The organism is Actinoallomurus soli, from assembly GCF_024055715.1.
GTDB classification, from domain to species: domain Bacteria; phylum Actinomycetota; class Actinomycetes; order Streptosporangiales; family Streptosporangiaceae; genus Actinoallomurus; species Actinoallomurus soli.
In genome coordinates, this window is record NZ_JAMXMV010000008.1 from 150,217 (window position 1) to 175,896 (window position 25,680).

Consider the following 25,680-nt stretch of genomic DNA (forward strand, 5'->3'; position numbering starts at 1 on the left):
CCGCGCGCTACCGATCCGAGTCCCAGCGAAGGTCCAGCTCGGACCGGTAACCGGCGTGGTCGCCGGACTCGTCCTGTCCCCGGACCGTCGAGCCGGTGACATCCGATGCCCGGCGGACTTCGACCGCCCGGAAGGAGTAGCCGTCCTGATCGGCCTCCTCCCAGGTGAACAGGACGGCGTCCCGAGGGCGCAGCGCGCGGTAGCCGCCCGGGTCGGCGAGGCGGATGGCGGAGAAGTGCGCCCACACCTCGCCGGGCACCTCCGGCGAGGTCAGCACCCCCCAACCCGCTTCGTCGTCCCAGGAGGCGACCTGTCCCCGGACGGACCGTCGCTGCGTCATGCCCATGTGCTTCTCCCGGAGAGCGGCTAGCGGAGACGGCCGGGTCAGCCGGTCAGCCGGCCGGTGTCGATCGTGCGTAGACGTGGTCGTCGCCCCACAGGGGCGGATCCTGCGGCACGACCAGCACGTCCGGCCGGTACCGGTCCACCTGGGGACCGAGGAAGAGCGCGACGTCCTGCCAGATCTCCCAGCCGCGCTCGGTGACGAAGGGCATGAGCTGGAGCAGGAGCCGGAAGATGATCCGAGCGTGATCAGTGGTGGGCACCTCTCTCACCACGATCCGGCCGTCGATGACCTCGACCTTGCGGTCCGGCCAGCGCCGGCTGAGCTCCGCGTAGCGGCGCTCGACCTCGGTGCGTTCGTCGGTGTCCACGTCGATCGGCTTCTCCAGCACGATGGACATGTTCCCATCATCTCCCGTCGTCCAGAACGTAAAGTACGCGACAAGTCACGGAAGGTAGTCGATGGCGATGGTCGCGCGCAGGGGAATCGGCCGATAGTCCGTGTGATTCAGGTCCCCAGGTATGGTGAAACCGCTGGTGGACGAGTTGCGTCTCGGGTGATGAGACGGATGTGTCCGTCGCGGCGGGGATGTGGCAGACTCGGTGCCATCATGCGCAGCAGCCTGGTCATTATCGGCTGGCGCGCCGGCACCTAGACGAGCACTCCGCCGGCGCGCAGACCTCTCACGTCCCGTGAGGGGTCGTTTTGTTTTGCGGCGCCGGCGCACAATCCGGGACTACCAAGGGGATCGACCCATGCGGGATGACGGCTTCCACGTCTACGACACGACGTTGCGCGACGGGGCCCAGCAGGAGGGCCTCAACCTCACCGTGGCGGACAAGCTGATCATCGCGCGCCGCCTCGACGAGCTGGGCGTCGGGTTCATCGAGGGCGGCTGGCCCGGAGCCAATCCCAAGGACACCGAGTTCTTCCGGCTCGCCCGGACGGAGCTCGATCTCAAGCACGCGCAGCTCGCCGCGTTCGGCGCGACCCGCCGGGCCGGCGCGAAGGCCGCCGACGACCCTCTGGTGGCCGCGCTGCGCGAGTCCGGCGCGCCGGTCGTGACCCTTGTCGCCAAGAGCCACGACCGGCACGTCGAGCTGGCCCTCCGCACGACGCTGGAGGAGAACCTCGCGATGATCCGCGACACCGTCTCCCACCTGCGTGCGGAGGGCCAGAGGGTCTTCCTCGACGCCGAGCACTTCTTCGACGGTTACCGGTCGAACCCGGCCTACGCCCTGGAGGTCGTGCGGACCGCCGCCGAGGCCGGTGCGGACGTCATCGCCCTGTGCGACACCAACGGCGGGATGCTGCCCGACGAGCTGGCCGACGTCGTCGCCGCGGTCGCGGCCGAAGGCGCGCGGCTGGGCATCCACTGCCACGACGACAGCGGCTGCGCGGTGGCCAACACCCTCGCGGCCGTGCGCGCCGGGGTGACGCACGTCCAGGGCTGCGCCAACGGGTACGGCGAGCGCAGCGGCAACGCGAACCTCTTCACGGTCGTCGGCAACCTGCAGCTCAAGCGCGGCTACGACCTCGGTGTCGAGCTGCGGGAGATGACGCGGATCGCGCACGCCGTCTCCGAGGTGACCAACGTCGCGCCCAGCTCGCAGCAGCCGTACGTCGGCATGTCGGCGTTCGCTCACAAGGCGGGCCTGCACGCCTCGGCGGTCAAGGTCGACCCGATGCTGTACCAGCACATCGACCCGGAGCTGGTCGGCAACGACATGCGCATGCTGATCTCCAGCATGGCGGGCCGGGCGTCGGTGGAGCTCAAGGGCCGGGAGCTGGGGTACGAGCTGTCCGGCGACAAGGCGCGGCAGGTCGTGGAGCGGGTCAAGGAGCTCGAGTCGGCCGGTTACACCTTCGAGGCGGCGGACGCGTCGTTCGAACTCCTGCTGCGCGAGGAGGCCGACGGGGAGCGCACCCGCTACTTCGAGGTGGAGTCCTGGCGGACGATCGTCGAGCGCCGGCCCGACGGCGTCATGGTCAGCGAGGCGACCGTCAAGCTGCACGCCAAGGGCGAGCGGATCGTCGCGACCGGTGAGGGCAACGGCCCGGTCAACGCCCTGGACCGCGCCCTGCGGCTGGCCCTGGAGCGGATCTACCCGGAGCTGTCCGCCCTGGAGCTCGTCGACTACAAGGTGCGGATCCTGGAGGGTGCGCACGGCACCGACGCGCGCACCCGGGTGCTCATCGAGTCCAGCGACGCCTCCGGCGAGTGGGGCACCGTCGGCGTCGAGGACAACGTCATCGCCGCCTCCTGGGAGGCTCTCGCGGAGTCGGTGACCTACTGCCTCCTGCGCGCCGGATACGGCGCGTCCTGACGCACGGCCGGGCGGGTCACCCCTCCGGGTGACCCGACTCCTGGCTGTCAGGGCCGGAAGTGATCCTTGAGCCACGCGTCGAACTCGGTGGCCACGACCCGCTCGCCGGTCACGCCGTCCGAGTCCGCGGAGCAGAGCCAGCGAACGGGGTCCTCCATGATCGCCGGGTCCAGCAGGGCGTCACGGACCGCCGCGGGGACGTCGTCGGGGATCATCCCGGTGACCGTCGCGCCACCGGGCAGCAGCATGTTGACGGTGACACCGTGATCGGCGAGGTCCGCAGCCATGATCGCGGACAGCGACTCGGCGCCGGCGCGGGACGGCCCGTACGGGACGAAGCCCCGGCGCCGCATGGTCTCGTGGTTCATCGAGATGTTGATGATCTTGCCGTGGCCCTGTTCGACGAAGCGGGGGGCGACGGCGCGGGCGACGAGGAAGTACCCGGTGAGGTTGGTGTCGACGACGTCCCGGAAGCCGTCCGCGGAGACCTCCCAGAAGGGCTGCGGTTCGCTGAGGAAGCGGGGGTTGACGTGTCTCATCCCCAGGCCCGCGTTGTTCACCAGGACGTCCAGCCCGCTCAGCCTCTGGAGCGCCTCCTCGACGCCGCGGCGCACCGACGCCTCGTCGCGCACGTCCATGACGATCCCGTCGATCGAACCGGGGCTTCCGGACAGCGTGGACACGGCTCCGCGTACGCGGTCCGCGTCGCGGCCCGTGATCAGCACGCGGGCGCCGCCGTTGACGAGACCGCGCGCCATCGCCAGGCCGAGACCGCTCGTCCCTCCGGTGATGAGCACCCGAACACCTGCCACATCGGGCATGACGACCTCCTCCGGTGACTGCCGCGGTGGGGACGGGGACCCTCGCGGGTACGCCCGGTTCGCGGGACCTTGCCCGACGTACTCTAGGCTCCGTCGTCACGCAGAGTGCTCTGCCCCCCTGGGCGTCCGTCCGGTCACCGGCTCGCCGTCCTCCGGACCGGCCGGCGGGTCACCCCTTGGGCTCGGCCTGCTCGACCACCTCGAATGACCAGAGTTCGGCGCCGCTCGCGGCCGGGCCGCCGTGCCCATGGCCGTGTCCCTCGGCGGCCCCGCGCTCGGACGCGGCCTGGGCGTGTCCCTCCGCGAACGCCCGGCTCTCCGTCCAGCGCTGGAAGTCCTCCTCGCTGCGCCAGCGCGTGTAGACGAGGTAGCGGTCGGTCCCCTCGACCGGGCGCAGCAGTTCGAAGCCCTCGAAGCCGTCGGCCTCCTCGACGAGCCCGGCGCGACCGGCGAACCGGCGCTCCAGCTCCTCGCGCATGGGCTCGGGCACGGTCAGCACGTTGATCTTCACGACGCTCATGGGGAAATCCTCTCCTGACGCGCCCGCGGCTCCCCGCCAGGGGCACTCCGAAGGCCCCGGCGTGTCGTTGCGGTGTCGCGCGGATGCGCACGTGCCACGAAATGGGAACGTGCCTGTGCACGTGCAAATGAACGGCCGAATAGGGCGTGCATCGGCGGCGGTATGTCTGGATTCCGCCTCTTTGTAAGCCGATATCGTGATCACAATGAGTGGTCACCGTAGAGGTCGGGAACCGTTCGGAATCTAATTCTGTTTAACGCGGATCGCCACAGGTGAGAACCTCATCCTGGCGTCGTCGTCTAGAGGAAGAGACCTTCGGGATACCGAAAAGTCACCCGAGGTTGGAGAATCGGTAGCGGACGAAGGTCATTAAGCGCCAAACTCTCCCCGTACGGCCAGGGTCGTCGCGGCGCAAAAAAGCGACGGCCCCCTGTTGCAGCAGGAGGCCGTCGACTTCGGCAAGTCCGAATCTCAGGAGGTTCGAACGACCATGACTGTACGTGTCTTCGGCCGCAGTGGCCAGAGGAACGACGCGATGGGACCCGGTGAATCCGCGGCTCCGCGCGGTCCGCACTTCTCGCCGCGGACGGGGCTGATCGCCCTGTACGCCCTCGTCACCGCCGTGCTCGCCGGCGTGCTCACCTTCATCGGTGATCACCGGCCCGCGGCGGCGGTGGCGGCGGGCGGAGTCGCCTTCGTCAGCGCCTTCATGTTCTTCGACAAGATCATCGGCGATTGAGAGGTCGCATGCCTTCCAAGCGACGTACGAACTCGCTGCGGTACGACCGGGACGCCGAGCTCCGGCTGATCGCCGAGGCCGGCCACTGGCTGGCGGACGCCGGCCGCCGGCGGCCTGAGGCCGTCAAGTCGATCACGGCGATGCTGGACCGGCAGCAGCGGCTCGCCGCCTGCCGGGCCTTCGACCGGCCGCTCGAGTCCTCGTAGCCCACACCGGCGAGCGCCCGCCCGGACCCGGCCGTGCGGGCGCTCGCGCGTTCTGAACCAACCCGGCCCGCCGATCGTCAGAACCAGAAAGAGAGGGAGGTGGCGCGACGGTGGGTGATCGGGACGGCGAGGAGGTTCTCCCGCACCTGCGGGCGACCGAGGAGATTCCGCGCCCCGCGCGGCCCGTACCGGCGACCGACGTGCAGCTGCGGCCGGTCGTCCCGCCGCCTGAGCCGCCCGCCGCGCCGGCGACCGTACAGGAGAGCGTCCCGGCCTCCTACGACGCGCCCATGACCATCGCCGAGGGTGTCCCCACCTCGTACGACGCGCCGATGACCGTGGCCGAGGGGGCCCCCGCCCGACTCGACGCGCCACCGACCGTGGAGCAGGGCGTCCCCACCCCGCCGCCGGGCCCGTACGGCACGCCGGCGACCGTGGAGGAGCCGCTGCCGTACACGGGGGAGCAGGGCGCCCCCCTTCCGCCGGGCGGCCCGCGGCGGCCGTCGGGCACCTCGTGGCGGTCGCCGGACCCGGCCGGGACCCGCGGACGGGTCTCGCGGAGGCTCGCCCTGATCGTCGGGGGCGCGGCCGTGCTGCTGGCCGCGGTCGGGATCCTGGTCGTGGCGCACGGCACGTCGAGCCGCCCTGCGAAGGCGCCCGCCCCCTGCGGGCACGGGCCGTGCCCGTCCTCGCCGACCCACGTCGCAGCCGCCCCGGCCGCGCAGGTCGCGTACCGCACCGTCGAGCGCGACGCGGGCTACTTCGAGGGCACCGTCACGATCGCCAACCACGGGGACCGGCCGATGCGGTCCTGGACGCTGTCCTTCACGTATCCGGGCGCCGACATCCACAACACCTGGGACGCCGTACTGCAGCGGCGGGGAGCGGAGACGGTCCTCACCGGCACGGCGACGGCCCCGCCGATCGCGCCCGGGGCGTCCCTGCAGGTGCGGTTCGGGGGCTCCGGCACGCCGTCCATGCCGGCCGGCTGCCGTCTCAACGGCGCGCCGTGCGCCTTCGTCGCAGGCTGAGCCGCCGATTGCGGTGACCGGGCCCGGCCGGACCGAGGCCGGGGGCGGGCGCACTGCCGCGGTGTCGATAGCCTCGTATCGTGCGTATCGCGAGGTTCACCAAAGACGGCGGCCTGTCCTTCGGCGTGGTCGAGGACGACGAGACCATCGCCACCATCGCCGCCCACCCGTTCGGCGAGATCCAGCTCACCGGGGAGCGCCAGCCCCTGGCGGACGTGCGGCTGACGGCGCCGATCCTGCCGAGCAAGGTCGTCGCGATCGGCAAGAACTACGCCGAGCACGCCCGTGAGATGGGCGGCGAGCCGCCCGCCGAGCCGGTGATCTTCATGAAGCCGTCCACCGCGGTGATCGGTCACCGCGAGACGATCGCCTACCCGAGCCTGTCCGAGCGGGTCGACTACGAGGGCGAGCTCGCCGTCGTCATCGGCCACCTCTGCCGCGACGTTCCGGCGTCGCGTGCCGCGGACGTCATCCTCGGCTACACCTGCGCCAACGACGTCACGGCGCGCGACCTTCAGCAGCGCGACGGGCAGTGGACGCGGGCGAAGGGCTTCGACACGTTCTGCCCGCTCGGCCCGTGGATCGAGACGGAGCTCGACCCGTCGGACCTGGCCATCACCACCACGGTGAACGGCGAGACCCGGCAGTCGTCCCGTACCAAGCAGCTCCTGCACGGCATCCCCGAGCTGATCGAGTACGTCAGCCGGGTCATGACCCTCCTGCCGGGGGACATCATCCTCACCGGCACCCCGGAGGGCGTGGGGCCGCTGCAGGTCGACGACGAGGTGTCCGTGACGATCGAGAAGATCGGCACGCTCAGCAATACAGTGGTGTCCCGTGACTGACCCTTCTTCCCCGGAGCACGCCTCCGGCACCGTCAGAGTCCGGTTCGCGCCGTCGCCGACCGGAATGTTCCACGTCGGGGGAGCGCGTTCGGCGCTGCACAACTGGGTGTTCGCCCGCCAGCACGGCGGCACGCTCGTGCTGCGCATCGAGGACACCGACGCCTCCCGCAACCGCCCGGAGTGGACCGAGGGGATCATCCGCGCCCTCGCGTGGCTGGGCATCGACGAGGACGAGTACGAAGGGCCGTACTTCCAGTCCGCCAACGCCGACGAGCAGCGCAAGGCCGTCGAGCGGCTGCGCGCGGACGGCCGCGCGTACTTCTGCGACTGCACGCGCGACGACGTGATCGCGCGGACCGGCGACTCCTACCGCGGCTACGACGGCCACTGCCGCGACCGCGGCCTGGAGGCGGGCCCGGGGCGCGCCCTGCGCTTCCGCACCCCGGACGAGGGCGTGACCACCGTCGTCGACCTGATCCGCGGCAAGCCGACGTTCGAGAACGCCAACATCGAGGACTTCGTCATCGCGCGCGGCGACGGCTCGGTGCTGTTCATGCTCGCCAACGTCGTCGACGACATGATCCAGGGCATCACGCACGTCATCCGCGCCGAGGAGCACCTGTCCAACACGCCGAAGCAGCAGCTGCTGTGGGAGGCGCTCGGCGCGCAGCCGCCGATCTGGGCACACGTGCCGGTCGTCGTGAACGAGAAGCGGCAGAAGCTCTCCAAGCGCCGTGACAAGGTCGCGCTGGAGGACTACCAGGCCGAGGGCTTCCTCGCCGAGGCCATGCGCAACTACCTCATGCTCCTGGGCTGGGCGCCGTCCGGCGACCGCGAGATCGTCCCGTGGAGCGTGATCGAGGAGGAGTTCCGGCTCGAGGACGTCAACCCCTCGCCGGCCTTCTTCGACGTCAAGAAGCTGCGCGCGTTCAACGGCGAGTACATCCGGGCGCTGCCGGTCGAGGACTTCATCGAGCGGTGCGAGCCCTGGCTCCGCGAGCCGTACGCCTCGTGGTCGCCCGAGCGGTACGACCCGGCGGTCTTCGCCCGGCTCGCGCCGCTGGCCCAGACGCGTGTCGCGGTGCTGTCGGAGATCACGGCCATGGTCGACTTCGCGTTCCTGGACGAGCCGGTGATCGACGAGGCCTCCTGGAAGAAGGGCATGAAGGAGCCCGCCGCGGACATCCTCCGAGGTGCCCTGGAGGCCTTCCAGGACGCGGAGTGGACGGCCGAGGAGCTCAAGACGCGGGCCGAGGAGATCGGCGCCCGCCACGGCCTCAAGCTCGGCAAGGCCCAGGCCCCGATCCGCGTGGCCGTCACCGGCCGTACGGTCGGCCTGCCGCTGTTCGAGTCGCTTCAGATCATCGGCCGGGACCGCACCCTCGCCCGCGTACGGGCGGCACTCGACCGGCTCTCGGCGGAATAGCCGGACTCCCGACGGGCATGGACGGTCCCGCCACGACCGTCCACGCCCGAGGGAGCGTCATGAGCGACCGGCCCGAGCTGTCCTTGATCGGTTTCGTCCTGGACGCGCCCGACGCCCGCGAGCTCGCCGGCTTCTACCGGCGGCTGCTGGGCTGGGACACCGTCCACGACGATCCCGCGTGGGTGAAGCTGGCCCCGCCGGGCGGCGGACCGAGCGTGTCCTTCCAGACGGCGAAGGAGTACGTCCCGCCGACCTGGCCCACCGAGACGGACCACCAGCAGATGATGGCCCACCTGGACATCCGGGTCCACGACCTGAGCGCCGCCGTCGCGTACGCCCTCGAACAGGGCGCCGTCCTCGCCGAGCACCAGCCTCAGGAACGCGCCCTGGTCTGCCTCGACCCCGCCGGCCACCCGTTCTGCCTGGCCCTGCCCGGTTCCTGACCCCCACGCCTGGGGTGGGGCCCAGCGACCTAGTCTTGATCACCGTCCCCTCTGGGCCGGCCGGCCCGGTACAAGGAGTGCGATGAGCGACCGTCCGAGGTTGAAGCTGACCGGAGTCGTCCTGGACTCGACCGACGCGCGGGAACTCGCCGGCTTCTACCGGCGGCTGCTGGGCTGGGAGGCCGTGGAGGACGAACCCGAGTGGGTGGTGCTGGCGGCGCCCGACGGCGGAGCCGGCCTGTCCTTCCAGACGGACGAGGACTACGTACGGCCCGCATGGCCCGGCGATCGGGGCCACCAGCGGATGATGGCCCACCTCGACATCGCGGTCGACGACCTGGACGCCGCGGTCGCGCACGCCCTCACCCAGGGCGCCGTCCTCGCGGACTACCAGCCCCAGGACCACGTACGCGTCTGCCTCGACCCGGCAGGCCACCCGTTCTGCCTCTACCTGCCGAACTCCTGAGCCTCGGCGCCGAGGATTCTGGCTGCTGTGACGACCAGAAGCCACGGCGCTGAGCCTCGGGGTCAGGTGCGAGAGGTGAGCGTACGGGCCACCAGGGCGACCAGCAGGGCCGGGACGATCAAGTACGCGGTGCGCAGGCCGACCGTGTCGGACAGCCGGGCGAGGAGGAAGGGGGCCCCGCCGATCGCCAGACCGGAGGCCATCGCCGCCCGCGCCGCCGCCTTGTCCGGAGCATGCGGCCAGGCGGCGATCGTACGGCTCACGGTGGTGGGGTAGAGCAGTGCGACGCCCAGCCCGGCGACGGCCAGCCCGACGCCCGCGAGCGGCAGCGTCGGGGCGGCCCAGAACAGCGCGAACCCGGCCGCGGCGACGGCCGTGCAGCCGAGCAGCAGGGTCCGGTGCCCGTGCACCCGCCGGGTGACCGGGACCGCGAGGGAACGCCCGGTGGCCATGCCGACCAGGAACAGCGCCGCGACGGCGGGAGCCAGGCCCGATGAGGCGTGGTGCCAGTCACCGACCGCTGAGGCAGCCCAGAAGACCATGCAGAACTCCACGCTGACCGAGAGCAGCACCTCGATCCACGGACCGATCAGCGCGGCCCTGGAGCCCGCCGGGGCGTCGTCGGGAACGTCGGCGGCGTTCGGCATTGGCACGTTCCAGGAGAGCAGTGCGACGATCGCCAGCAGCACCAGCGGAGCCACCAGGTAGCCGGCCTGCCAGCCGAGACCGGCGGCGAGCGCCCCGGCCACCGCCAGCGGCGCCAGCACGGACACGGCGCTCGCCAGCCCGTTCGCCTCACCGACCGCCGCCGTCGGAGCATGTGGGTGCAGCGCGCCCAGCAGCGCGGGGACCAGCTGAACGAGCAGCGCCCCGCCGATCCCGAGGAGCAGCGCGCCCGCCAGGGTCAGCGACCGTACGGGCGTGGCCAGCAACAGCCCGCCTGCGATCATGCAGACGACCGAGATGCGGAGCGTCACGACCCTGCCGACGCGGCCGACCAGCGGCCCGCCCACCAGGCCGATCAGCAGGAGTCCCGCCGCGAAGAGCGTGGGGTAGAAGGCCACCTGCGCCCGGTCCACCCCGAGGTCGTCCTGCAGCGGCGCCAGCACCGCCCCCATCCCGTTGAGCAGGTAGCTCATACAGCTCAGCACGGCGTACAGCACCCAGGTCGCGGTGTCGCGCGTCAACCCGCCCGTCTGATCCACAAGCGGAGACTATCCGCGTCGGACGCTCCGGAACATGGCCGGACATCGCCCCCTCGGCGAGATCGCTCGCGGCATCCGCCGGCGTCGGATCGCGTTCGCGAGCACTGCGAAGGTCCGCTAGACTTCCTGAGGCGCTGGAGATCGGAAGATCCGCAGGCCAGTGGGGTATGGTGTAATCGGCAGCACGACTGATTCTGGTTCAGTTAGTCTAGGTTCGAGTCCTGGTACCCCAGCAAGTACCTGAGCAGGGCGGGAGTCTCACTGAGGCCCCCGCTTTTGTCGTTCCTGGGGTCGCCTGGGGACGTAGGGAGGAACAGTAGACCATGATCGTGCTCTCAGCGTTCTGATGCCGGCGTTTCGTCGGCTGTCGTAGCCGCGCGCTCGCGTCGGCCGTACGCTACGGCGCTGTGGACCCGGCTTACGGCGAGCTTCCCGCCGACGTCGAGATCTGCAGGCCTGTGACGAGCTAGGTCTGATGCGCCTGCCTGACAGCGTGTGCCAGCGCCTGGGCGATCCCCGTGAGCACTTTGTTCACCAACCGCCGTGCTCATTGTCGGCTGACGGCTCGGGTGATGCCGGCTACCACGGTCGTGGCCAGGATCCAGCCTGCCGCGATCAGTAGATAGGCGAGCCACTGGTAGAGGCCGTGGGGGTTGAACGCCTTCTCCTGGCCGAAGTCGATGATCGGCAGGAGTAGGTCGAGCGTGTAGATCAGGGCGTTGAAATCTGGCGCCTTGCCGGGTTCGACCGGCTGAGGGTGGTGGAGGCCGTAGACGACCGTTCCGGTGAGGAGGAGCGCGAGAAGCCAGGCCATGGCGCGTGTCGGTCGATAGCCGTAGCCGACGGTCACGTCTTGAACGGCGCCCCAGAGCTTGGCGTACCAGGACAGCGTTCTGCGGTGGCGGCGTTGCTTGGCCAGTTGCACGGTGCGTGCGCCGGCGTCGTCACCGATACGCCGGTATGCGGCGGAGAGTTGTTCGTAGGAGTGCGGCACGTAGCCGTCCTCATCGCGCTCCAGCAGCTCCAGTCGCTCGTCGGCGGGAAGCCGTGGACTGAGCGAGCTGAAAGTGAGACCGTCGAGCTTCACGCTGGCAGGCCATACGTCCGGAGTCGCCTCGATCAGGTCGAACTGTGAGCGGCGCAGCCTTACCGAGCCCTCGATGGGTGCCGCGTTGTGCAGCCAGAGCTCGCCGATCGCGCAGCTGCTGGCCCACAATGCCGTTCTTTCAGGGTTGGACAGGCGGGCCTCGATGAGGTCGAGATGTCCGGGGATCTTCGCGCCGCGCAGATCGACCGCTCCGCTGACGCGGAGCCGCGAGGCGCTCAGGTTCGTTCCGACCTTCAGGTTCTCGGCGTCCAAGGCGGTACGGCCTGGCTCGCTCAGTTCGGCCTCGTCCAGGTTGACGGCCCCCGCGACGGTTGCTCCGGCCAGCCTGACCGTTCCGTGCGCCACAAGGTGGGGTCCCCAGACGTCATCGTTGATGGTGGCGTGGTTGAGCTGCAGGACCGGGTTGCGTTCCAAGTCGTCGGAGCGTGCCCGACCGAGGTGCGCTCGGTCGAGGAAGAAAGCGCCGGAGATGCGCGCGCCACCGAGCCGTACTTCGCCGGGGATACGTGAACCGGTGATCCGGAGGACACCGTCAACGCGGATGGTGGCAGCGTCTAGAGCCGGAAGGTAGCACTCGCTGAAGTTGAGCTGGCGGACCGCCATGGCGTACAGGAGCGGAGCGCGTTCGAAGTAGCAGCCCCAAAAGCGAACCGCGTAGGGGACCTCCGCGTACCTCAGATCCAGCTGGCCGGAGATACGTACGCCCGCCAGGCGCAATGCCGCGACCTCCCCGTCAGCGGGGCGGCTGGTGAGAAGGAGCTTTCGGAGCACCTCGGCGCGTACCGTCCGATCGGGACCCCAGGAACGGCCTTCCTCGGCCTTGTCGTTGCCGGCGTCAGGAGACTCGACGCCCCGGCCGCGTGGAAACGCATCCCACACTTCGCGCTCGAAAGGTGTCAGATTGGCGATCCTCATCGGCCGGACCTTCTCGTGACGACGGCTGTCATGTCAACGGATCGACAGCAGACATGGGGGACCTGAAGCGATCACGGCTGCGCGAGTTCACCAGTCTCGACACCTGCCGCCGCGTCGGCGCGGAGTTCCGCCGCCCCTGAGCCACCCGAGGCAGCGCGGATCGCCGTATCCCGGCACCCCTGCGGCCGAGTGCTGTGAAGTCAGGCAGCACGGTGGGTCATCCGAACCATCTGAGACGCCGAGCAGTTGCGAGCTCATGACGCCGCGTGGCCGATACCGCCGGCATGAGGCCGTACGCTCCACCGCATCATTCCTGCCTTCCTCGACCTGCGCTATCACGGGATAGGGCGAAGGTGTGAAGCAACGTGCGGTCGCTCACGGCGTCGGAGTTCTGCTCGGGACCTACGCAGATTGCCTAGTCGGGCGGGACTGTTCGTAGGCTGATTGCCTAAGTCCGTGACTGGAAATCTCCGCACAGTGGACGAGGTCGCTGGAAGCGGATGGTGTGCGAAGGTGTGCACGAGACGAACGTTTGATTCAGAAGGTCTAGGAAGCACTCCGTGTACCGGCCCTACCGTCGGCGGGTGTCAACTTGCCGTGGGCTCCGAAATCGCGCCTAACAATCCGATCGATGGGAATCGAGCCGTGAACCTCAAGCGTATCGCCGTCGTCGCATCCGTCGCACTCTCCGGTGTCGGCCTTTTCGTCGCTCCGGCGCGGGCTGACACGGTGATCAGTGTCTGGGCGAACAGCGAGGCCGGCAGGATCGGCTGTACTGCCGTGGCCTCCTCCTTGGAGGCACGGAAAGAGCAGGCCGAAGGATACCCGGGGAATTGGTATTACTGCGCGCATGCACCCGATGGGTCGTGGGACGTCTACGAACGCTGAGTCGTCCCCGACCGGCCTACAGGGCGCAGGGCATGACCTGTCGTAGCGCCGAGCGCTCGGCGGCCTGAAAGTAGTGCTCAATACAAAGGAGAAATCTCGTGGGAGCTCGTATCAAGGCACTGGTGGGCCTGACCATGGCGGGGCTGGCCGCGTCCACTCTGGTCTCTCCGGCGGCGCACGCGAGTGCCGGATATTTCGAATTCTGCAACGTTCAGGGAAATATCCCCAGCCCGGTCTCCGAGTATGTGGCGTTCCCGTACCACGGATGGTACGCGTCGCCGATCATTACGTCGGGCGTGTCGCAGAGCCCGTGCTGGGTCACCTCGTTCGACGGTGTCGCCAACGATGAGGCTGTGGGCTACCGGTTGGTCAACGGCCAGTGGCTGGCCGTCGCCACGATGTGGTTCAACGACGGCCCCAATTCGGGCCCGTACAGGTTCGAATTCTGAGGTCTCCTGCCGTGGCCATGGCCCGGTCTCGCGATCGCGGACCGGGCCATGGCCTGTCATACGGCGGAGCGCGGGCGGTTGTCCGCGATCCAGGCGTCGATCTGCTCCCACCAGTCGAACAGCCACTGCTCCCGGCCGTCCTCGGGGATCTCCTCGCGCGGAACCCACCACCACCGCGCGCGCAGTGGCCGGTCCAGCGGGATGCTCCGCCAGATGTCCCCGGCGGTCATGAGGTCGTCGACCCCGGTGTGGGCGACGAAGACGACGTCGGCCTGCGGGGCGGCGTCGATCGCCGCGAGCGAGCCGGCCGGCCGCGGCGGCAGGACGTTCGCCATGTTCCGGGCGCGTTCGGCCGCGTCCCGACGGCCCTGCCGGCGTAGCCGGCGGATCGCGCGTACGCGGCGTCGTGGCGTGAAGTTCCCGCCCTCGGGGAAGATCAGCAGCGCGTCGTCGGGGCCGATGCCGGTCGCCAGCCGGCCGATCTCGTCGACGATCCCCTCGCGTGGTGCGGAGCCGTTCGGTGGGACGAAGGCGTTCGGCAGCCGGTTGAGCAGCACGTCGGCCGTGGGGTCGAGCTGCAGGGCGGCCTTCATGACGATCCGGGGCCGCCGCGCGTACACGTTGAGCAGGTAGTGCACGATCAGGATGGAGTCACCCGGCCCGCCGTGCCGGCTGAGCACGATCACGGGCCGTCCGGGAGCCACGCCGAGCGGTTCCTGGATCTCGACCACGAGCCCGAGCGTCCGGGCCGCGACGGCGTCGATGCGGGCGAGCAGCCATCCGCACAACGCGTAGTGCCGCGCCCGTACGGTCTCGGGGCCCCCTCCCGCCAGCCACAGGCCCAGGGACGCCGTGAGCACGGCGCATTCCAGGGCCAGCCAGCAGACCGTGAGGACCGCGACCCGCAGGAACCGGTGGCGGTGGCGGGCGGCCACCACGCCGATGAGCAGCAGCAGCGGCGAGACCGCCACCGCCGCGATCGCGATCGCGAACAGCAATGGGGTCAGGACCAGGCGCCTGACGAACCGCGGAGGCAGCATCGCAGGTCAGAGATCCGACGGATCCGACAGTCTCGACAGGTACGCGCGGCTCGCCTCGTACGCCCGCTCGATGTTCGTCTCGACCCGGGAGGCGTCGCGGTAGCGGAGCTGGGACAGGCCCACGCTCTGGCCGTTCGACCCGGTGGGCAGGAGGTGGACCGTGACGTCGTCCGGCAGTTCGGCCATCTCCTCGGCGAACCGGTGGCGCCGGGCGATCTCGAAGGCGACCAGCCCGACCTGCCAGGGCCTCGTCGGCGCGGTGAGGGGCTTCTCGATGCGGCCCACCTGCAGGACGTACACCGTCCGCGCCCCCTCTCGCAGAGCGCGGCCGATGGGGATGCTGTGCACGAGGCCGCCGTCGTAGAAGTGCTCGTCGCCGATGCGGACCGGCGGGAGGACGCCGGGGACCGCGCACGAGGCCAGCACCGCCGGGACGAGCGGGCCGCGCGTGAACCACCGCGCCTCGGCGCGTTCGATGTTGGCGGCCACACAGTGGAACGGCACGGCCAGGTCCTCGATCCGGTCGGCGGGGATCAGCGCGTCCAGCGCGGTCGCCAGGAGCTCGGTCGAGTGCAGGTGCGTACCGGAACGGATCAGGGTCGACACGCGGCTGAAGAACGAGCCGGCGAACACCGACCCCGCTCCCTTGCCCTGCCACGCCTGGGTCAGCAGGTCGGCGGCCTTCTCCGGGTCGGATGCCACGAACGCCCCGTTGAAGGCGCCGACCGAGGTCCCGACGATCAGGTCCGGCCGGATCCCCGCCTCGGCGAGCGCCCGCAGCATGCCGACCTCATGGGCGCCCAGCAGCCCGCCGCCACCCAGTACGAACGCGGTCTTGGGATCATTCACAGCGTCTCCCTGTCGAGAAGGCCACAGCCAGCGTCGAAAGACGACAGCGAGCCCCTCTTACCCCGATCGAGGCGATCGACGACCTTTGACCCGGTACGTACGAGCCGGGAGGAGCCGGCCACGGGGGAGACGGTCCCGCCGCGGCCGGTACGGAGGTCAGGGCAGGGTCCACTTCTGGTTGGCGCCGCCGTTGCAGTCCCACAGTTCGAGCTGGGTGCCGTTGGTGGTGCTGGACGCGGGATCGTCCAGGCAGCGGCCGGACTGGACGCCCTTGAGCGTGCCGTCCGCCTGCGGCGTCCACTGCTGGTTGGTTCCGCCGTTGCAGTCCCACAGCTCGACCAGGGTGCCGTTGGACGTGCCCTGGCCGGTGACGTCCAGGCACTTGCCGCCCGGCCCGCCGAGCCGCAGCATGCCGTTGCCCCACCACCACGTCTGGGCGGCGCCGCCGTTGCAGTCCCAGATCTGGACGCGGGTGCCGTCGGCGGTCGAGCCTGCGTTGTCGTCGAGGCACATGGCGGTCAGGCCGGACGTGACCGGGCCGAGGTGCTGCTGCCCTGCGGTGCCCGGCGTGAGGGCGAAGTTGTCGAACTGGTCGGTCTGGTAGCCGGTGACGCCGAGGCCCGCCTGGCCGGCGGTGTACGAGGCGTCGGTGGCGCTGCCGACGGTCACGCCGTCCACGGCGGCGGTCAGGGTGGTGTCCTGCAGTTTCAGCGACAGCCGGTGCCACCGGTTCAGCCCGAGCGCCGACGTGGTCCCGCTCGCCAGCGTCGTGAAGTGCCACGACGTGTCGCTCTTCACGATCGACCACGCCCCGCTGTCGGCGACCCGGAAATGGTAGGCGTTCAGGCCGTTGTTGTTGGTCCCCTGGAGGTTGACGCGGCCGAGCAGTTCGACGCTGCCGGACTGTTCCAGCATGGCGTCCGCGGCGACCGTGTAGTTGCCCCACGACCCGTCGCCCATGATCGTGTACGGCGCGGTGTACGACTCGCCGGTCCAGCGGATCGGCGTGGTCGCGGCCATCTGCCGTACGCAGGATCCGGACCGGCCACCGCCGCATGCCACCCGCTGGAACGCGCCGTTCATGTCGGAGAAGTACTTCGGCGAGGTGGTGGTGGCCGCGGTCTCGAAGTCGTCGGAGTACGGCAGGGCCATCGCGGCGGCGGCCGGAGGGGTCGCGGTGCCCTTGCCCTGCCCCGTCGTGGTGGTGAGGGTGTAGACGGTCCCGGGCTGGAGCGTCAGGGAGTACGCCCCGCCCGACGGCGTGACGTCCGCGACGTGCGCGAGCTGGTCGGCGGGGCTGGAGGAGTTCACCTTGGTGGACCAGACGTGGACCTGCCCGGTGGACAGGCCACCCGTCACGGTGAAGGACGCGGTCTGCGCCGCGGTGGCGTCGACCGTCTCGACCACGGTGGTGTAGTCCGTGTTGTTCGTCGACTTGAGCGTCACATAGCTGCCGTTGGCGCGGTCGCCGCCCAGGAAGCCGCTCGCGGAGTCGATGTAGTGCCAGCCGGGCTTGGTGAACTGGGTGGTCTGCGCGGTGACCCAGGTCGTCCTGCCGATGGAGTAGTTCCCCGACCACGGCTGCGCGGCGATCGACATGCCGTCGGTGCTGTAGTGGAGGTTGGGGTACAGGGCGGCGATGACCGGCCAGTTGATGTAGGAGGTCATCCGCCCGTCGATGTAGTCCCGGTTGATGGCACGCGCGACCGCCGGGGCGCCGCCGTCGGTGTCCTCCGAGCCGTTCTCACTCGCCCACAGCGGCTTGCCGAGGCCCTGCGCGGTGGAGGTGCTCGGGCAGGAGGTGAACGCGGTCATATAGCCGCAGGGGTAATGCGTCCCGACGATGTCGACGGCGTTCTTGAACGCCGGGTCGGAGGCCATGGCGTCGGCGACGTCCCACCCGCTGTCGGCCGCGACGACCTTGATCGACCCGTAGCCGTTCGCGGCGAGGGCGGACTTGAGGTTCTCGTACCAGCCGGCGTTCCAGTTGCGTTCGTTCCAGCCGCCGAGGTAGTCGATGCTCAGGTTGTGCTGTTTGGCGCAGCCGAGCCAGGACATCAGGTAGTCGATCATGTCCTGGGACCAGAAGTTCCCGCCGCCGATCCAGCCCGGCGCGCCCCAGGCGAGGCCGTACAGCCTGATGGCGGGGTTGCGGGCCTTGGCCTGCTCGGCCAGCCACCACTCGTACCCCTGGCCGCAGTCGACGGCGCCCCGGGTGTGCTCGTGGCTGGCCTCGGCGCCGTCGGTGGAGTTGGTGTCGCCGCCGATCTCGATCTTCAGCGTCTGCAGCGCGGCGCCGTACCCGGGCTTGAAGAGGTAGTCCAGCAACTGGCTCCGCTGCGGCTCGGGATAGTCGGCCAGCAGGCGGGAGTTCCCGCCGCCGCCGCTGATCGCGCCGACGCCGTCGAAGACCAGGCCGGGCTTGGTGCCGTCCAGGGTGATCGACGTGGCGACCGCGGCGTGGGCGGTACGGGCCGTCGTCACCCCGGCCAGTACGCCCAGCAGCAGGACCAGGACGGCGAAGAGAGGGATGCGAGGCCGTGCTGCGCGGGTCATGCCGACTCCCTTGGGCACCGTCACCGACGACGACCCCTCGGATCCGGCCGTTCGGCACCGACGGCCAGAAGCGGACGCCGGTCCCATCGGTTCGAAAGGTCGATCGGCCGGATGCTACGAAAGGGCTCCGGAGCGGTCAACGGCCGATGGCGAGGGGCCGGGTTCGCCCTGATGAGAGCCGCGTGTCCCGGCCGGCCGCCGTACGTCCTTTCATCGGTTTTCATGGGCACCGCCCGTGGGCCCGGCGGCACGCGTCTCCGTACGGGTGTCCGCACACCGCACCGTGTCGGTGCGTTCGTCGGATTAAGCACATATCGGCAGCTTTGCCGGGATTTGCCAAACGTTCGATTTCTCGCTCCCTTCCGGCCAACCGCGATCTTTAGCGTCCTCTTGCCGAAGATCGAGCCGAGGGAGACGCTCCCCTTGCTGATGATCAAGCTGAGGGAGACGCCATGCACGAAAGCCCCGCGGTCCGGGGTCGCCGAATCAAGAAGTCCTTCGGTGACGTGGTCGCGCTCGACGGTGTCGACCTCGACGTGGCGGCCGGTCAGGTCCACGGTCTGGTCGGTCCGAACGGCGCGGGAAAGACGACCCTCCTCGGTCTGCTCCTGGGCCTGGCGGTCGCCGACGGCGGCGAGCTGGAGATCCTGGGCACCCCGGTCGGCCGGACGCTCGCCGTCCCCGACGGCGTCGCGGGCTTCGTGGACGGGCCGGGCCTCTACCCCTCCCTGACCGCGCGGCAGAACCTCTCGGCCCTGGCCTCACTGCGCGGGTACGACGCGGGCCGGGGCGTCGACGACGCGCTCGAACAGGTCGGGCTCACCGACGTCGCCGACGACCGTATCCGGGGATTCTCCCTCGGGATGCGCCAGCGGCTCGGGCTGGCCGCCGCGCTGCTCACCAGACCGCGCCTGCTGGTCCTCGACGAGCCGGCCAACGGCCTGGACCCCGCCGGCAAGCACCACGTGCACCGCGTCATCACCGGGCTCGCCGCGGACGGGGTCGCGGTGGTCCTGTCCAGCCACCGGATGGACGACCTCGCCGCGCTGTGCTCCGAGGTCACCGTCCTCGCGACCGGGCGGGTCGTCTTCTCCGGGCCGGTGACCAAGCTCGCCGCCGAGAGCGGAGCGCTCGACTACCGGCTGCTCACCTCCGACACGGCGGCCGCCCGCCGGGTGGCACTGGACACGCCGGGGATCCGCGTCCCCTCCGGCGGCGACCGCGTCCAGCGGCCGGACGCCGACGTGCTCGTGGTCCGCGGGGCGGTGCCGGCCGTCGAGGAGCTGGTGGTGCGGCTGGTACGGGCCGAGGTGGCCGTACGGGAGCTGGCGCCCGTCGTCGCGCCGCTCGAGGCCGCGTTCCTGGCCCTGACCGGAGCCGTACCGACCGATGAGGAGGTCTCATGACCACCACCGTCACGCCGCCCGCCGTCGAGGCGCGGCCGGCGCCGGTGCTGCGCGGCTACCGGTTCGAGCTGGTCAAGCTGCTCTCCCAGTGGCGGATCCGCGTGCTGCTGCTCGCCTGCTGGATCGCCCCGGCGGGCTTCGTCGCGGCGGTCAGCCTGCAGAGCGTGCTGCCCGCCGACACGGTCTTCGGCCGCTGGATGCACGCCACCGGCTGGGCGGGGTCGCTCGTCGTGCTGGACTTCTCGCGCAGCTGGGCGCTCCCGCTGCTGACGGCGCTGGTCGCCGGTGACGTCTTCGCGGCCGAGGACCGGCTGGGCACCTGGCGTCACCTCCTCGTGGCGGTCCGCTCGCCGAGACGCATCTTCGTGTCCAAGGGCCTCGCCAGCCTCACCGTGCTCCTGCTGCTGGTGGCGGGGCTGGCCGGATCGAGCATCGCCGGCGGCCTGGCCGCGGTCGGGAACCACCCGCTCGTCGGCCTGGACGGCCATCTGCTCGCCCCGGCGGACGCGGCCGGCACGGTCCTGCTGTCGTGGGCCTGCGTGCTGGCGCCGACGCTGGCGTTCGCCGCGATCGGCCTCCTCGGCTCGGTGGCCCTGGGCCGCTCCACGATGGGGCTGCTGATGCCCGCGCTGCTCGCCTTCGCGCTGCAGCTCGCGCAGCTGCTTCCCCTGCCGGTGGCCGTACGGCTGGCCCTGCCGAGCCACGCCTTCCTCGCCTGGCGCGGCCTCTTCACCGGCCCGGCGCAGACGGGCCCCCTCTTCATCGGCCTCGCGGTGAGCCTGGCGTGGGCGGTCGTCGCGACCGTGGCGGCCTACCACCTGTTCCTGCGCCGTGACTTCACCGATCTGACGTACGACGGATCGGGCCGGCGCGTCCTCGTGGCGGGCGCGCTGCCGCTCGCCGCCCTGGTCCTCCTCACCTTCGCCGTCGTCACCGCGACGACCCCGGCCAAGGGCTCCGGGATCGAGCGGGCCAAGGTCGAGGGCTCGCTCGCCACGGCGTACGCCCACCTCTACCGGATGCAGACGCGGGAGCTCCATCGCCCCGACGTCACCGAGGCCCAGTTGCGGGCCACCGCGTCCTGCGACAAGGGCGGCTCCCGGGTCGCCGACCAGGGACCGGGCAACGACTGGCGGTGTGTCGTGTCCTGGCACCTCCCCGGCGCGACCGCCGTGGGCACCGCCATCTACCAGCTCGACGTCACCGCGGATGGGCGGTACGTCGCCGACGGAGACGGGCCGAAGGAGGTGAACGGCTACTTCCAGGTGCGCACCTCGACCGGGGACGCACCTAACCCCCTGTGGCAGTTCGACGGGAACGTCGACCTGCTCGCGAGCACTTCGAAGGACTGATCCATGCACGTCACCCGCCAGCGCGTCACGAAGAAGGCCCCCAGTGGGCTCTTCGGCCGACGCACCGGCCACCGCATCCGCCTGGTGGCCGCCGGAACCGCAGCTCTCGCCATCGCGAGCGCGAGCATCGCCTACGCCTCCACCGACGTCTTCGGCGGCAACCATGTCGGCTCCACCACCGACGCGGGTCTGCAGCTCGCGAGCGACCAGGCCCTCAACCCGATCGGTGACCGCCTGCTCGTCGACAACGGCAAGCTGCTCGCCTCGACGGTCAGCCCGGACGGCCGGTTCCTCGCGGCGCTCACCAACGACCGCTCGATCGCGCTGACCATCGTCGACCTGAAGAACTACAAGGTGCTGCAGCAGGCCGGGACCGCCTCCACCGCCGGCGTGCGCATCTCCAGCAACAGCGTCGGGCAGGAGGGACCGGCCTACTCACCGGACGGCAAGACCCTCTGGCTGCCGCAGCTCGACGGCTTCAGCCGGTTCCCGGTGAACGACGACGGCACCCTCGGCAAGCCGACGTCCATCCCCATCGCCGCGCAGGGCTCCAAACACGCGATTCCGGCCCAGGCGGTCTTCTCCGCCGACGGCAAGACCGTGTACGTGGCCGTCAACGGCCAGAACCGCGTCGTGGCGATGGACGCGGCGACTGGAACGATCCAGCAGAACTGGAACGTGGGCATCGCGCCGCGGGGCCTCGCGCTCGTCGGCGGCAAGCTCTACGTCAGCAACGAGGGCGGCCGTCAGGCCAAGCCCGGCGAGACGACGATCAACTCCTACGGCACCGACGTGCCCGCCGACCCGAAGACGGGCGCGACGACCACCGGCACCGTCAGCGTGATCGACGTCGCCGACCCGGCCGCCTCGGTCGGCTCCATCGAGGTGGGTCTGCACCCGACCGCGATGCACGCCGCCAGTGGCGCGCTGTTCGTCACCGACACGTTCGGCGACCAGGTCTCGGTCATCGACACGTCCAAGGACAAGGTCGTCCAGACGATCGCCACCCAGCCGTGGCCCGAGGCCAAGGTCGGCTACGCCCCGGACGGCGTGACCCTGACCAAGGACGGCCACCTGCTCGTCACCCTCGGGCGGGCCAACGCGGTCGCCGTCTACCGCTACACCAAGCCGCAGGAGCCGGTCAGCTACGTCGGCCTCCTCCCGACGGACTACTACCCGGAGGAGGTCACCACCGTCGGCGACGACGTGATCGTGACCAACACCCGCGGCATCGGTGAGCGCGGCCCGACGCGCACGATCAGCGAGGGCGCCGGCACCACGCCGGCCACGGGCCACAACACCCACGACTCGACCGGTTCGCTGCTCCGGTTCAAACTGCCGTCCGACCGGGCGATCACCAAGTCCACGGACACGGTCTTCGCGCTGAACGCCTGGGGCAAGCACGACGTCAAGGAGAGCCAGGGCAAGTCACGCAAGGCCGTGCCCGTCCCGAAGCGCCTCGGTGACCCGTCGACCATCAAGCACGTCTTCCTGCTGGTCAAGGAGAACCGCTCCTACGACCAGGTGTTCGGCGACGACACGCGCGGCAACGGCGACCCGACGCTGGCGCAGTTCGGCCAGAAGGTCACCCCGAACCAGCACGCCCTCGCGAAGCAGTTCGGCCTGTACGACAACACCTACGACATCGGCACGAACTCCGCCGAGGGTCACAACTGGCTGATGCAGGCCGACGACCCGGAGTACACCGAGTCCAGCGCCGGCGAGTACGAGCGCAGCTACGACACCGAGGACGACGCGCTCGGCCACCAGCGCTCCGGCTTCATCTGGACCGGCGCCCAGGCCGCCGGCAAGACGGTGCGCAACTTCGGGGAGTTCAACCAGTTCGAGACGATCCCGGCGGGCGCGACCTGGCAGAGCTTCTACTGTGACGCCAAGAACATGGACGCGACCGGCCAGGACACGACCCTGAAGACGGACACCGAGTCGCCGATCCCGTCGCTCAACGCCGTCACGGTGCACGACTACCCGAAGTTCGACACCAACATCCCGGACCAGTACCGGTACGAGATCTGGAAGCGCGACTTCGAGAAGAACGGCCCGGCCAACCTCAACATGTTCTGGCTGTCCAGCGACCACACCGGTGGGGCGCCGAACCCGGTCGCCCAGGTCGCCGACAACGACCTGGCCGTCGGCAAGATCGTGGACACCATCTCGCACAGCAAGTACTGGAAGGACTCCGCGATCTTCGTGATCGAGGACGACACCCAGAACGGCGTCGACCACGTCGACGGCGCCCGCGGCCCCGTGCAGATCATCAGCCCCTACGCCCAGCACGGCACCGTGGACAGCCACTACTACACGCAGATCACCATGATCCGCACCATCGAGCAGATCCTCGGGATCCACCCGATGAACCAGAAGGACAGCGCCGCCACCCCGATGGCCGGAGCCTTCACCACCACGCCCGACTACACGCCGTTCACGGCGGTGCCCAACCAGGTCTCGCTCACCGGCGGCCTGGCCACCCCGCCGGCCTGCGGCAACGACGTCCCCGCCGGGACGACCGCCGCGGCGGCCCGCTCCCTGGCGACGGCGTCGACCATCCCCACCGACATGCGGCACACCGCCGAGCTCTGGACGGCCTGGGAGCAGAAGCAGCAGCTGACCGGCCCGAACGCGATCCCCGACGTGGCCAACCCCCGGCTCATGAGCCACCTCACCTGGTACCAGGTGCACAACTGGAGCACCCCCTACCCGGGCGAGGACAAGATCTACACCCCGGACCAGGTCCCCGGCGGCTACCTGCCGGGCCCGGACGGGAACTGACCCCGGCAGAACCCCTCTCACGACGGCCCGCCGGAATCCCGGCGGGCCGTCCGCCTACCGGCACCACGGGCCAGGGCTGATCTCTAGAGATCGCCTGATCCGGCAGGAGTTTCGTTCTGACCGGTGCCGCGCCGTGGCGCCGTCAGTGGCGTCAGCACTTCGTCCACGATCGCCTGCACCTCTGCCTGGTCGACGGTTCCCTTCTCCAGCGACTCGGCGATGATCAGGCGAGGGCCCACGGACGCCACGCGCGGGGTGACGCACTGGTGGGCCGCCTCACCGCGGTCGGCGGCCGCCTGCAGAACGGCCAGCAGGATCCGCTGGTGCGGGAGGACGACCAGGCGGCGGACCTCATCGAAGATCTCGGGATGGCGGGCTCGCTGAGTCAGCAGGGGGCGCAGCGCTCGGCCTCGCGGCTCGTCCAGGACGCGGGCGAAGCGGCCGAGGAGCGCGATCAGGTCCCCGCGCAGGGAGCCGGTGTCGGGGGCGACGGGGTCGGCGAAGCCGGTGGACGGGTCGGTCAAGGCGGCGATGACCAGCTCCTTGGGAGTGGCCCAGCGGCGGTAGAGGGCCGACTTCCCGGTGCCGGCGAGGGGCGCGATCTTGTCGAAGGAGAGTTCCTCGAAGCTGGTGCACGCCAGTTCCTTCAAGGTGGCCTGGTAGATGGCGCGGGTCAGAGCCTCACCGCGACGCCGGGTGGCGCGGGGAGCGGCGGACCCGGGCGGCTGGGCCGCCGCGGCGGATGCATCGGGAGCGCGCGAGGTGGTGGCCACCCGTCGGTTATAGCCGCCAGGCGAGTGAGCGTCGACCAAGGGGCGGATGTACAGTCACGTTAGTGAACAAATCTGTCCCTTATTTTGGGAGCTTCCCCTGACGATGCCCACCAAGATCGCCCTGACCGATGTCCGGGTCTTCGACGGCCACCGGCTCACCCCTCCGCGCACCGTCGTCATCGATGGCGCGGTGATCGGCACCGACCCCACCGGCGCGCGGCGGATCGATGCCCCTGGCGCGGTGCTCCTGCCCGGCCTGATCGACGCCCACGTCCACCTGCACGGTCCGCAGACGCTGGACACACTGGCCTCCTGGGGCGTCACCACCGGATTGGACATGGCGTGCTGGCCGCACGAGCTCGTCATGTCCCTGCGCGAGGTCACCGGTTCCGCCGACTTCCGCACGGCGGGCCTGCCGGCGATCGGTCCCGTCGGCAACCACGCCCGCATGCCGGGCATGCCGGCCGAGGCCATCATCCTCACTCCCGAAGACGCCCGCAGGCACGTCGCGGCCCGTGCCGCCGAAGGCGTCGACTACATCAAGGGGGTCGCCGAGGCTCCCGGCGATGGCGGACCCACCCCAGAGGCCCTCCACGCCTTGGTCGCCGCCGCCCACGCGCACGGCCTGAAGGCCGTCGTCCACGCGGTCACCGTCGGCGCCTACACCGTCGCCGTCGACTCGGGCGCGGATTTCATCACCCACGCCCCGCTGACCGGCACCATCCGGCCAGAGGACATCGCCGCGATGCGGGCCGGCGACCAGGTCGCCATTCCCACCATCACCATGATGGAAGGCGTCCTGGCGGGCAGGGCCCCCATCGCCGACCTGCTCACCAGCGTGGCCGACCTGCATCGGGCGGGAATCGAGATCCTGGCCGGCACGGACGCCAACACCCAGCCCGGCTCACCCCACTCCGTCCCGCACGGCGAGAGCCTCCACCACGAACTCGAACTCATGGCCCGTGCCGGGATCGGTCCCGTGGACGTCCTGCGCTCGGCGACCGTCCTACCGGCCCGCGCCTTCGGCCTGACCGACCGCGGCGCCGTCGAACCGGGCCTGCGCGCCGACCTCGTCCTCATCGACGGCGACCCGACCACCGACATCACCGCCACCCGCAAGATCCGCGCCATCTGGTGCGCCGGCCACCGGATCACCCCTGCCGCCGGCGCCTGACCACCGGCCGC

At 70.4% G+C, this 25,680-nt stretch carries 24 protein-coding genes and 1 tRNA gene; 15 read left to right on the forward strand and 10 right to left on the reverse strand.

Translation table 11 applies throughout. From position 1 onward, the window contains the following. Nucleotides 1-7: 7 nt before the first annotated feature. Together NDW01_RS21320 and NDW01_RS21325 are read right to left on the reverse strand one after the other, a co-directional pair. Nucleotides 8-340, reverse strand: a complete 333-nt coding sequence (locus NDW01_RS21320) for a S1 domain-containing protein (protein ID WP_252823024.1) — start codon at nucleotides 338-340, stop codon at nucleotides 8-10. Between the two features lie 52 nt (nucleotides 341-392). Next, the gene (locus tag NDW01_RS21325) at nucleotides 393-743 is read right to left on the reverse strand and encodes a Uma2 family endonuclease (protein ID WP_252823025.1); all 351 of its coding nucleotides are present in this window, start codon (nucleotides 741-743) and stop codon (nucleotides 393-395) included. Between the two features lie 355 nt (nucleotides 744-1,098). On the opposite strand from NDW01_RS21325, the gene cimA reads away from it, so the two are divergent. Then, nucleotides 1,099-2,670 carry a citramalate synthase gene (cimA, locus tag NDW01_RS21330; RefSeq protein WP_252823026.1) on the forward strand — a complete coding sequence of 524 codons (1,572 nt, stop codon included), beginning with the start codon at nucleotides 1,099-1,101 and terminating at the stop codon, nucleotides 2,668-2,670. A gap of 47 nt (nucleotides 2,671-2,717) precedes the next feature. On the opposite strand, the gene NDW01_RS21335 is transcribed toward cimA, so the two are convergent. Both NDW01_RS21335 and NDW01_RS21340 read right to left on the reverse strand, forming a co-directional pair. Continuing rightward, nucleotides 2,718-3,491: an SDR family NAD(P)-dependent oxidoreductase gene (locus tag NDW01_RS21335; RefSeq protein ID WP_252823027.1), complete on the reverse strand. Its 774-nt coding sequence runs from the start codon at nucleotides 3,489-3,491 to the stop codon at nucleotides 2,718-2,720. Between the two features lie 169 nt (nucleotides 3,492-3,660). Next, nucleotides 3,661-4,011, reverse strand: coding sequence for an antibiotic biosynthesis monooxygenase family protein (locus tag NDW01_RS21340; RefSeq protein WP_252823028.1), 351 nt, complete (start codon nucleotides 4,009-4,011; stop codon nucleotides 3,661-3,663). Between the two features lie 535 nt (nucleotides 4,012-4,546). Here NDW01_RS21340 and NDW01_RS21345 point away from each other — a divergent pair. From NDW01_RS21345 to NDW01_RS21375, 7 genes are all read left to right on the forward strand, one after another. Then, nucleotides 4,547-4,750 (forward strand): hypothetical protein, encoded by a 204-nt coding sequence (locus NDW01_RS21345; RefSeq protein WP_252823029.1) that lies wholly within the window; start codon nucleotides 4,547-4,549, stop codon nucleotides 4,748-4,750. Nucleotides 4,751-4,758: 8 nt separating this feature from the next. Continuing rightward, the gene (locus NDW01_RS21350; RefSeq protein WP_252776121.1) at nucleotides 4,759-4,956 is read left to right on the forward strand and encodes a hypothetical protein; all 198 of its coding nucleotides are present in this window, start codon (nucleotides 4,759-4,761) and stop codon (nucleotides 4,954-4,956) included. 110 nt (nucleotides 4,957-5,066) lie between these two features. Beyond that, complete coding sequence (locus tag NDW01_RS21355) at nucleotides 5,067-5,987, forward strand: cellulose binding domain-containing protein (RefSeq protein ID WP_252823030.1); 921 nt, start codon at nucleotides 5,067-5,069, stop codon at nucleotides 5,985-5,987. Between the two features lie 80 nt (nucleotides 5,988-6,067). Next, complete coding sequence (locus NDW01_RS21360) at nucleotides 6,068-6,832, forward strand: fumarylacetoacetate hydrolase family protein (RefSeq protein WP_252823031.1); 765 nt, start codon at nucleotides 6,068-6,070, stop codon at nucleotides 6,830-6,832. Next, on the forward strand, nucleotides 6,825-8,258 hold the full coding sequence (gltX, locus tag NDW01_RS21365) for a glutamate--tRNA ligase (protein ID WP_308211751.1): 1,434 nt from the start codon (nucleotides 6,825-6,827) through the stop codon (nucleotides 8,256-8,258). The genes NDW01_RS21360 and gltX overlap by 8 nt, the downstream gene beginning before the upstream one ends. A 59-nt stretch (nucleotides 8,259-8,317) precedes the next feature. Further along, nucleotides 8,318-8,701 (forward strand): VOC family protein, encoded by a 384-nt coding sequence (locus tag NDW01_RS21370; protein ID WP_252823032.1) that lies wholly within the window; start codon nucleotides 8,318-8,320, stop codon nucleotides 8,699-8,701. Nucleotides 8,702-8,783: 82 nt separating this feature from the next. Next, nucleotides 8,784-9,167 carry a VOC family protein gene (locus tag NDW01_RS21375; RefSeq protein WP_252823033.1) on the forward strand — a complete coding sequence of 128 codons (384 nt, stop codon included), beginning with the start codon at nucleotides 8,784-8,786 and terminating at the stop codon, nucleotides 9,165-9,167. A gap of 62 nt (nucleotides 9,168-9,229) precedes the next feature. On the opposite strand, the gene NDW01_RS21380 is transcribed toward NDW01_RS21375, so the two are convergent. Further along, nucleotides 9,230-10,372: an MFS transporter gene (locus tag NDW01_RS21380; protein ID WP_252823034.1), complete on the reverse strand. Its 1,143-nt coding sequence runs from the start codon at nucleotides 10,370-10,372 to the stop codon at nucleotides 9,230-9,232. 161 nt (nucleotides 10,373-10,533) lie between these two features. Here NDW01_RS21380 and NDW01_RS21385 point away from each other — a divergent pair. Continuing rightward, a tRNA-Gln gene (locus NDW01_RS21385) sits at nucleotides 10,534-10,605 on the forward strand. 314 nt (nucleotides 10,606-10,919) lie between these two features. On the opposite strand, the gene NDW01_RS21390 is transcribed toward NDW01_RS21385, so the two are convergent. Continuing rightward, complete coding sequence (locus NDW01_RS21390; protein ID WP_252823035.1) at nucleotides 10,920-12,395, reverse strand: hypothetical protein; 1,476 nt, start codon at nucleotides 12,393-12,395, stop codon at nucleotides 10,920-10,922. 645 nt (nucleotides 12,396-13,040) lie between these two features. On the opposite strand from NDW01_RS21390, the gene NDW01_RS21395 reads away from it, so the two are divergent. Together NDW01_RS21395 and NDW01_RS21400 are read left to right on the forward strand one after the other, a co-directional pair. Beyond that, a complete protein-coding gene (locus tag NDW01_RS21395) occupies nucleotides 13,041-13,283 on the forward strand; it encodes a hypothetical protein (protein ID WP_252823036.1) in 243 nt (80 codons plus the stop codon). Nucleotides 13,284-13,381: 98 nt separating this feature from the next. Next, the gene (locus NDW01_RS21400) at nucleotides 13,382-13,732 is read left to right on the forward strand and encodes a hypothetical protein (RefSeq protein ID WP_252823037.1); all 351 of its coding nucleotides are present in this window, start codon (nucleotides 13,382-13,384) and stop codon (nucleotides 13,730-13,732) included. A gap of 56 nt (nucleotides 13,733-13,788) precedes the next feature. On the opposite strand, the gene NDW01_RS21405 is transcribed toward NDW01_RS21400, so the two are convergent. The 3 genes from NDW01_RS21405 to NDW01_RS21415 all read right to left on the reverse strand — a co-directional run bounded on the left by NDW01_RS21405 (nucleotide 13,789) and on the right by NDW01_RS21415 (nucleotide 18,177). After that, nucleotides 13,789-14,772: a 1-acyl-sn-glycerol-3-phosphate acyltransferase gene (locus NDW01_RS21405; RefSeq protein ID WP_252823038.1), complete on the reverse strand. Its 984-nt coding sequence runs from the start codon at nucleotides 14,770-14,772 to the stop codon at nucleotides 13,789-13,791. A gap of 6 nt (nucleotides 14,773-14,778) precedes the next feature. Beyond that, nucleotides 14,779-15,621 carry a patatin-like phospholipase family protein gene (locus NDW01_RS21410; protein WP_252823039.1) on the reverse strand — a complete coding sequence of 281 codons (843 nt, stop codon included), beginning with the start codon at nucleotides 15,619-15,621 and terminating at the stop codon, nucleotides 14,779-14,781. Between the two features lie 156 nt (nucleotides 15,622-15,777). Further along, on the reverse strand, nucleotides 15,778-18,177 hold the full coding sequence (locus NDW01_RS21415) for a ricin-type beta-trefoil lectin domain protein (RefSeq protein WP_252823040.1): 2,400 nt from the start codon (nucleotides 18,175-18,177) through the stop codon (nucleotides 15,778-15,780). A gap of 452 nt (nucleotides 18,178-18,629) precedes the next feature. Between NDW01_RS21415 and NDW01_RS21420 the strand changes: the two genes are divergently transcribed. From NDW01_RS21420 to NDW01_RS21430, 3 genes are read left to right on the forward strand one after another with little or no spacing between them, the layout of a single operon-like run. Beyond that, on the forward strand, nucleotides 18,630-19,583 hold the full coding sequence (locus NDW01_RS21420; protein WP_252823041.1) for an ABC transporter ATP-binding protein: 954 nt from the start codon (nucleotides 18,630-18,632) through the stop codon (nucleotides 19,581-19,583). Continuing rightward, complete coding sequence (locus NDW01_RS21425; RefSeq protein ID WP_252823042.1) at nucleotides 19,580-20,935, forward strand: hypothetical protein; 1,356 nt, start codon at nucleotides 19,580-19,582, stop codon at nucleotides 20,933-20,935. Before NDW01_RS21420 ends, NDW01_RS21425 begins: the two co-directional genes overlap by 4 nt. A gap of 3 nt (nucleotides 20,936-20,938) precedes the next feature. Then, entirely contained in the window at nucleotides 20,939-23,722 is a 2,784-nt protein-coding gene (locus tag NDW01_RS21430; RefSeq protein WP_252823043.1) for a hypothetical protein, read from the forward strand. A gap of 83 nt (nucleotides 23,723-23,805) precedes the next feature. On the opposite strand, the gene NDW01_RS21435 is transcribed toward NDW01_RS21430, so the two are convergent. Continuing rightward, on the reverse strand, nucleotides 23,806-24,495 hold the full coding sequence (locus NDW01_RS21435; RefSeq protein WP_252823044.1) for a TetR/AcrR family transcriptional regulator: 690 nt from the start codon (nucleotides 24,493-24,495) through the stop codon (nucleotides 23,806-23,808). A gap of 103 nt (nucleotides 24,496-24,598) precedes the next feature. Here NDW01_RS21435 and NDW01_RS21440 point away from each other — a divergent pair, with 103 nt between their 5' ends. Then, nucleotides 24,599-25,669, forward strand: a complete 1,071-nt coding sequence (locus NDW01_RS21440; protein ID WP_252823045.1) for an amidohydrolase family protein — start codon at nucleotides 24,599-24,601, stop codon at nucleotides 25,667-25,669. Nucleotides 25,670-25,680 lie beyond the last annotated feature (11 nt).

Bases quoted from the DNA above. Each gene is read 5' to 3' on its own strand.
- NDW01_RS21320 (WP_252823024.1), bottom strand. From the start codon at position 340: ATGACGCAGCGACGGTCCGTCCGGGGACAGGTCGCCTCCTGGGACGAC.
- NDW01_RS21325 (WP_252823025.1), bottom strand. From the start codon at position 743: ATGTCCATCGTGCTGGAGAAGCCGATCGACGTGGACACCGACGAACGC.
- cimA (WP_252823026.1), top strand. From the start codon at position 1,099: ATGCGGGATGACGGCTTCCACGTCTACGACACGACGTTGCGCGACGGG.
- NDW01_RS21335 (WP_252823027.1), bottom strand. From the start codon at position 3,491: ATGCCCGATGTGGCAGGTGTTCGGGTGCTCATCACCGGAGGGACGAGC.
- NDW01_RS21340 (WP_252823028.1), bottom strand. From the start codon at position 4,011: ATGAGCGTCGTGAAGATCAACGTGCTGACCGTGCCCGAGCCCATGCGC.
- NDW01_RS21345 (WP_252823029.1), top strand. From the start codon at position 4,547: ATGGGACCCGGTGAATCCGCGGCTCCGCGCGGTCCGCACTTCTCGCCG.
- NDW01_RS21350 (WP_252776121.1), top strand. From the start codon at position 4,759: ATGCCTTCCAAGCGACGTACGAACTCGCTGCGGTACGACCGGGACGCC.
- NDW01_RS21370 (WP_252823032.1), top strand. From the start codon at position 8,318: ATGAGCGACCGGCCCGAGCTGTCCTTGATCGGTTTCGTCCTGGACGCG.
- NDW01_RS21375 (WP_252823033.1), top strand. From the start codon at position 8,784: ATGAGCGACCGTCCGAGGTTGAAGCTGACCGGAGTCGTCCTGGACTCG.
- NDW01_RS21390 (WP_252823035.1), bottom strand. From the start codon at position 12,395: ATGAGGATCGCCAATCTGACACCTTTCGAGCGCGAAGTGTGGGATGCG.
- NDW01_RS21405 (WP_252823038.1), bottom strand. From the start codon at position 14,772: ATGCTGCCTCCGCGGTTCGTCAGGCGCCTGGTCCTGACCCCATTGCTG.
- NDW01_RS21415 (WP_252823040.1), bottom strand. From the start codon at position 18,177: ATGACCCGCGCAGCACGGCCTCGCATCCCTCTCTTCGCCGTCCTGGTC.
- NDW01_RS21420 (WP_252823041.1), top strand. From the start codon at position 18,630: ATGCACGAAAGCCCCGCGGTCCGGGGTCGCCGAATCAAGAAGTCCTTC.
- NDW01_RS21425 (WP_252823042.1), top strand. From the start codon at position 19,580: ATGACCACCACCGTCACGCCGCCCGCCGTCGAGGCGCGGCCGGCGCCG.
- NDW01_RS21430 (WP_252823043.1), top strand. From the start codon at position 20,939: ATGCACGTCACCCGCCAGCGCGTCACGAAGAAGGCCCCCAGTGGGCTC.
- NDW01_RS21440 (WP_252823045.1), top strand. From the start codon at position 24,599: ATGCCCACCAAGATCGCCCTGACCGATGTCCGGGTCTTCGACGGCCAC.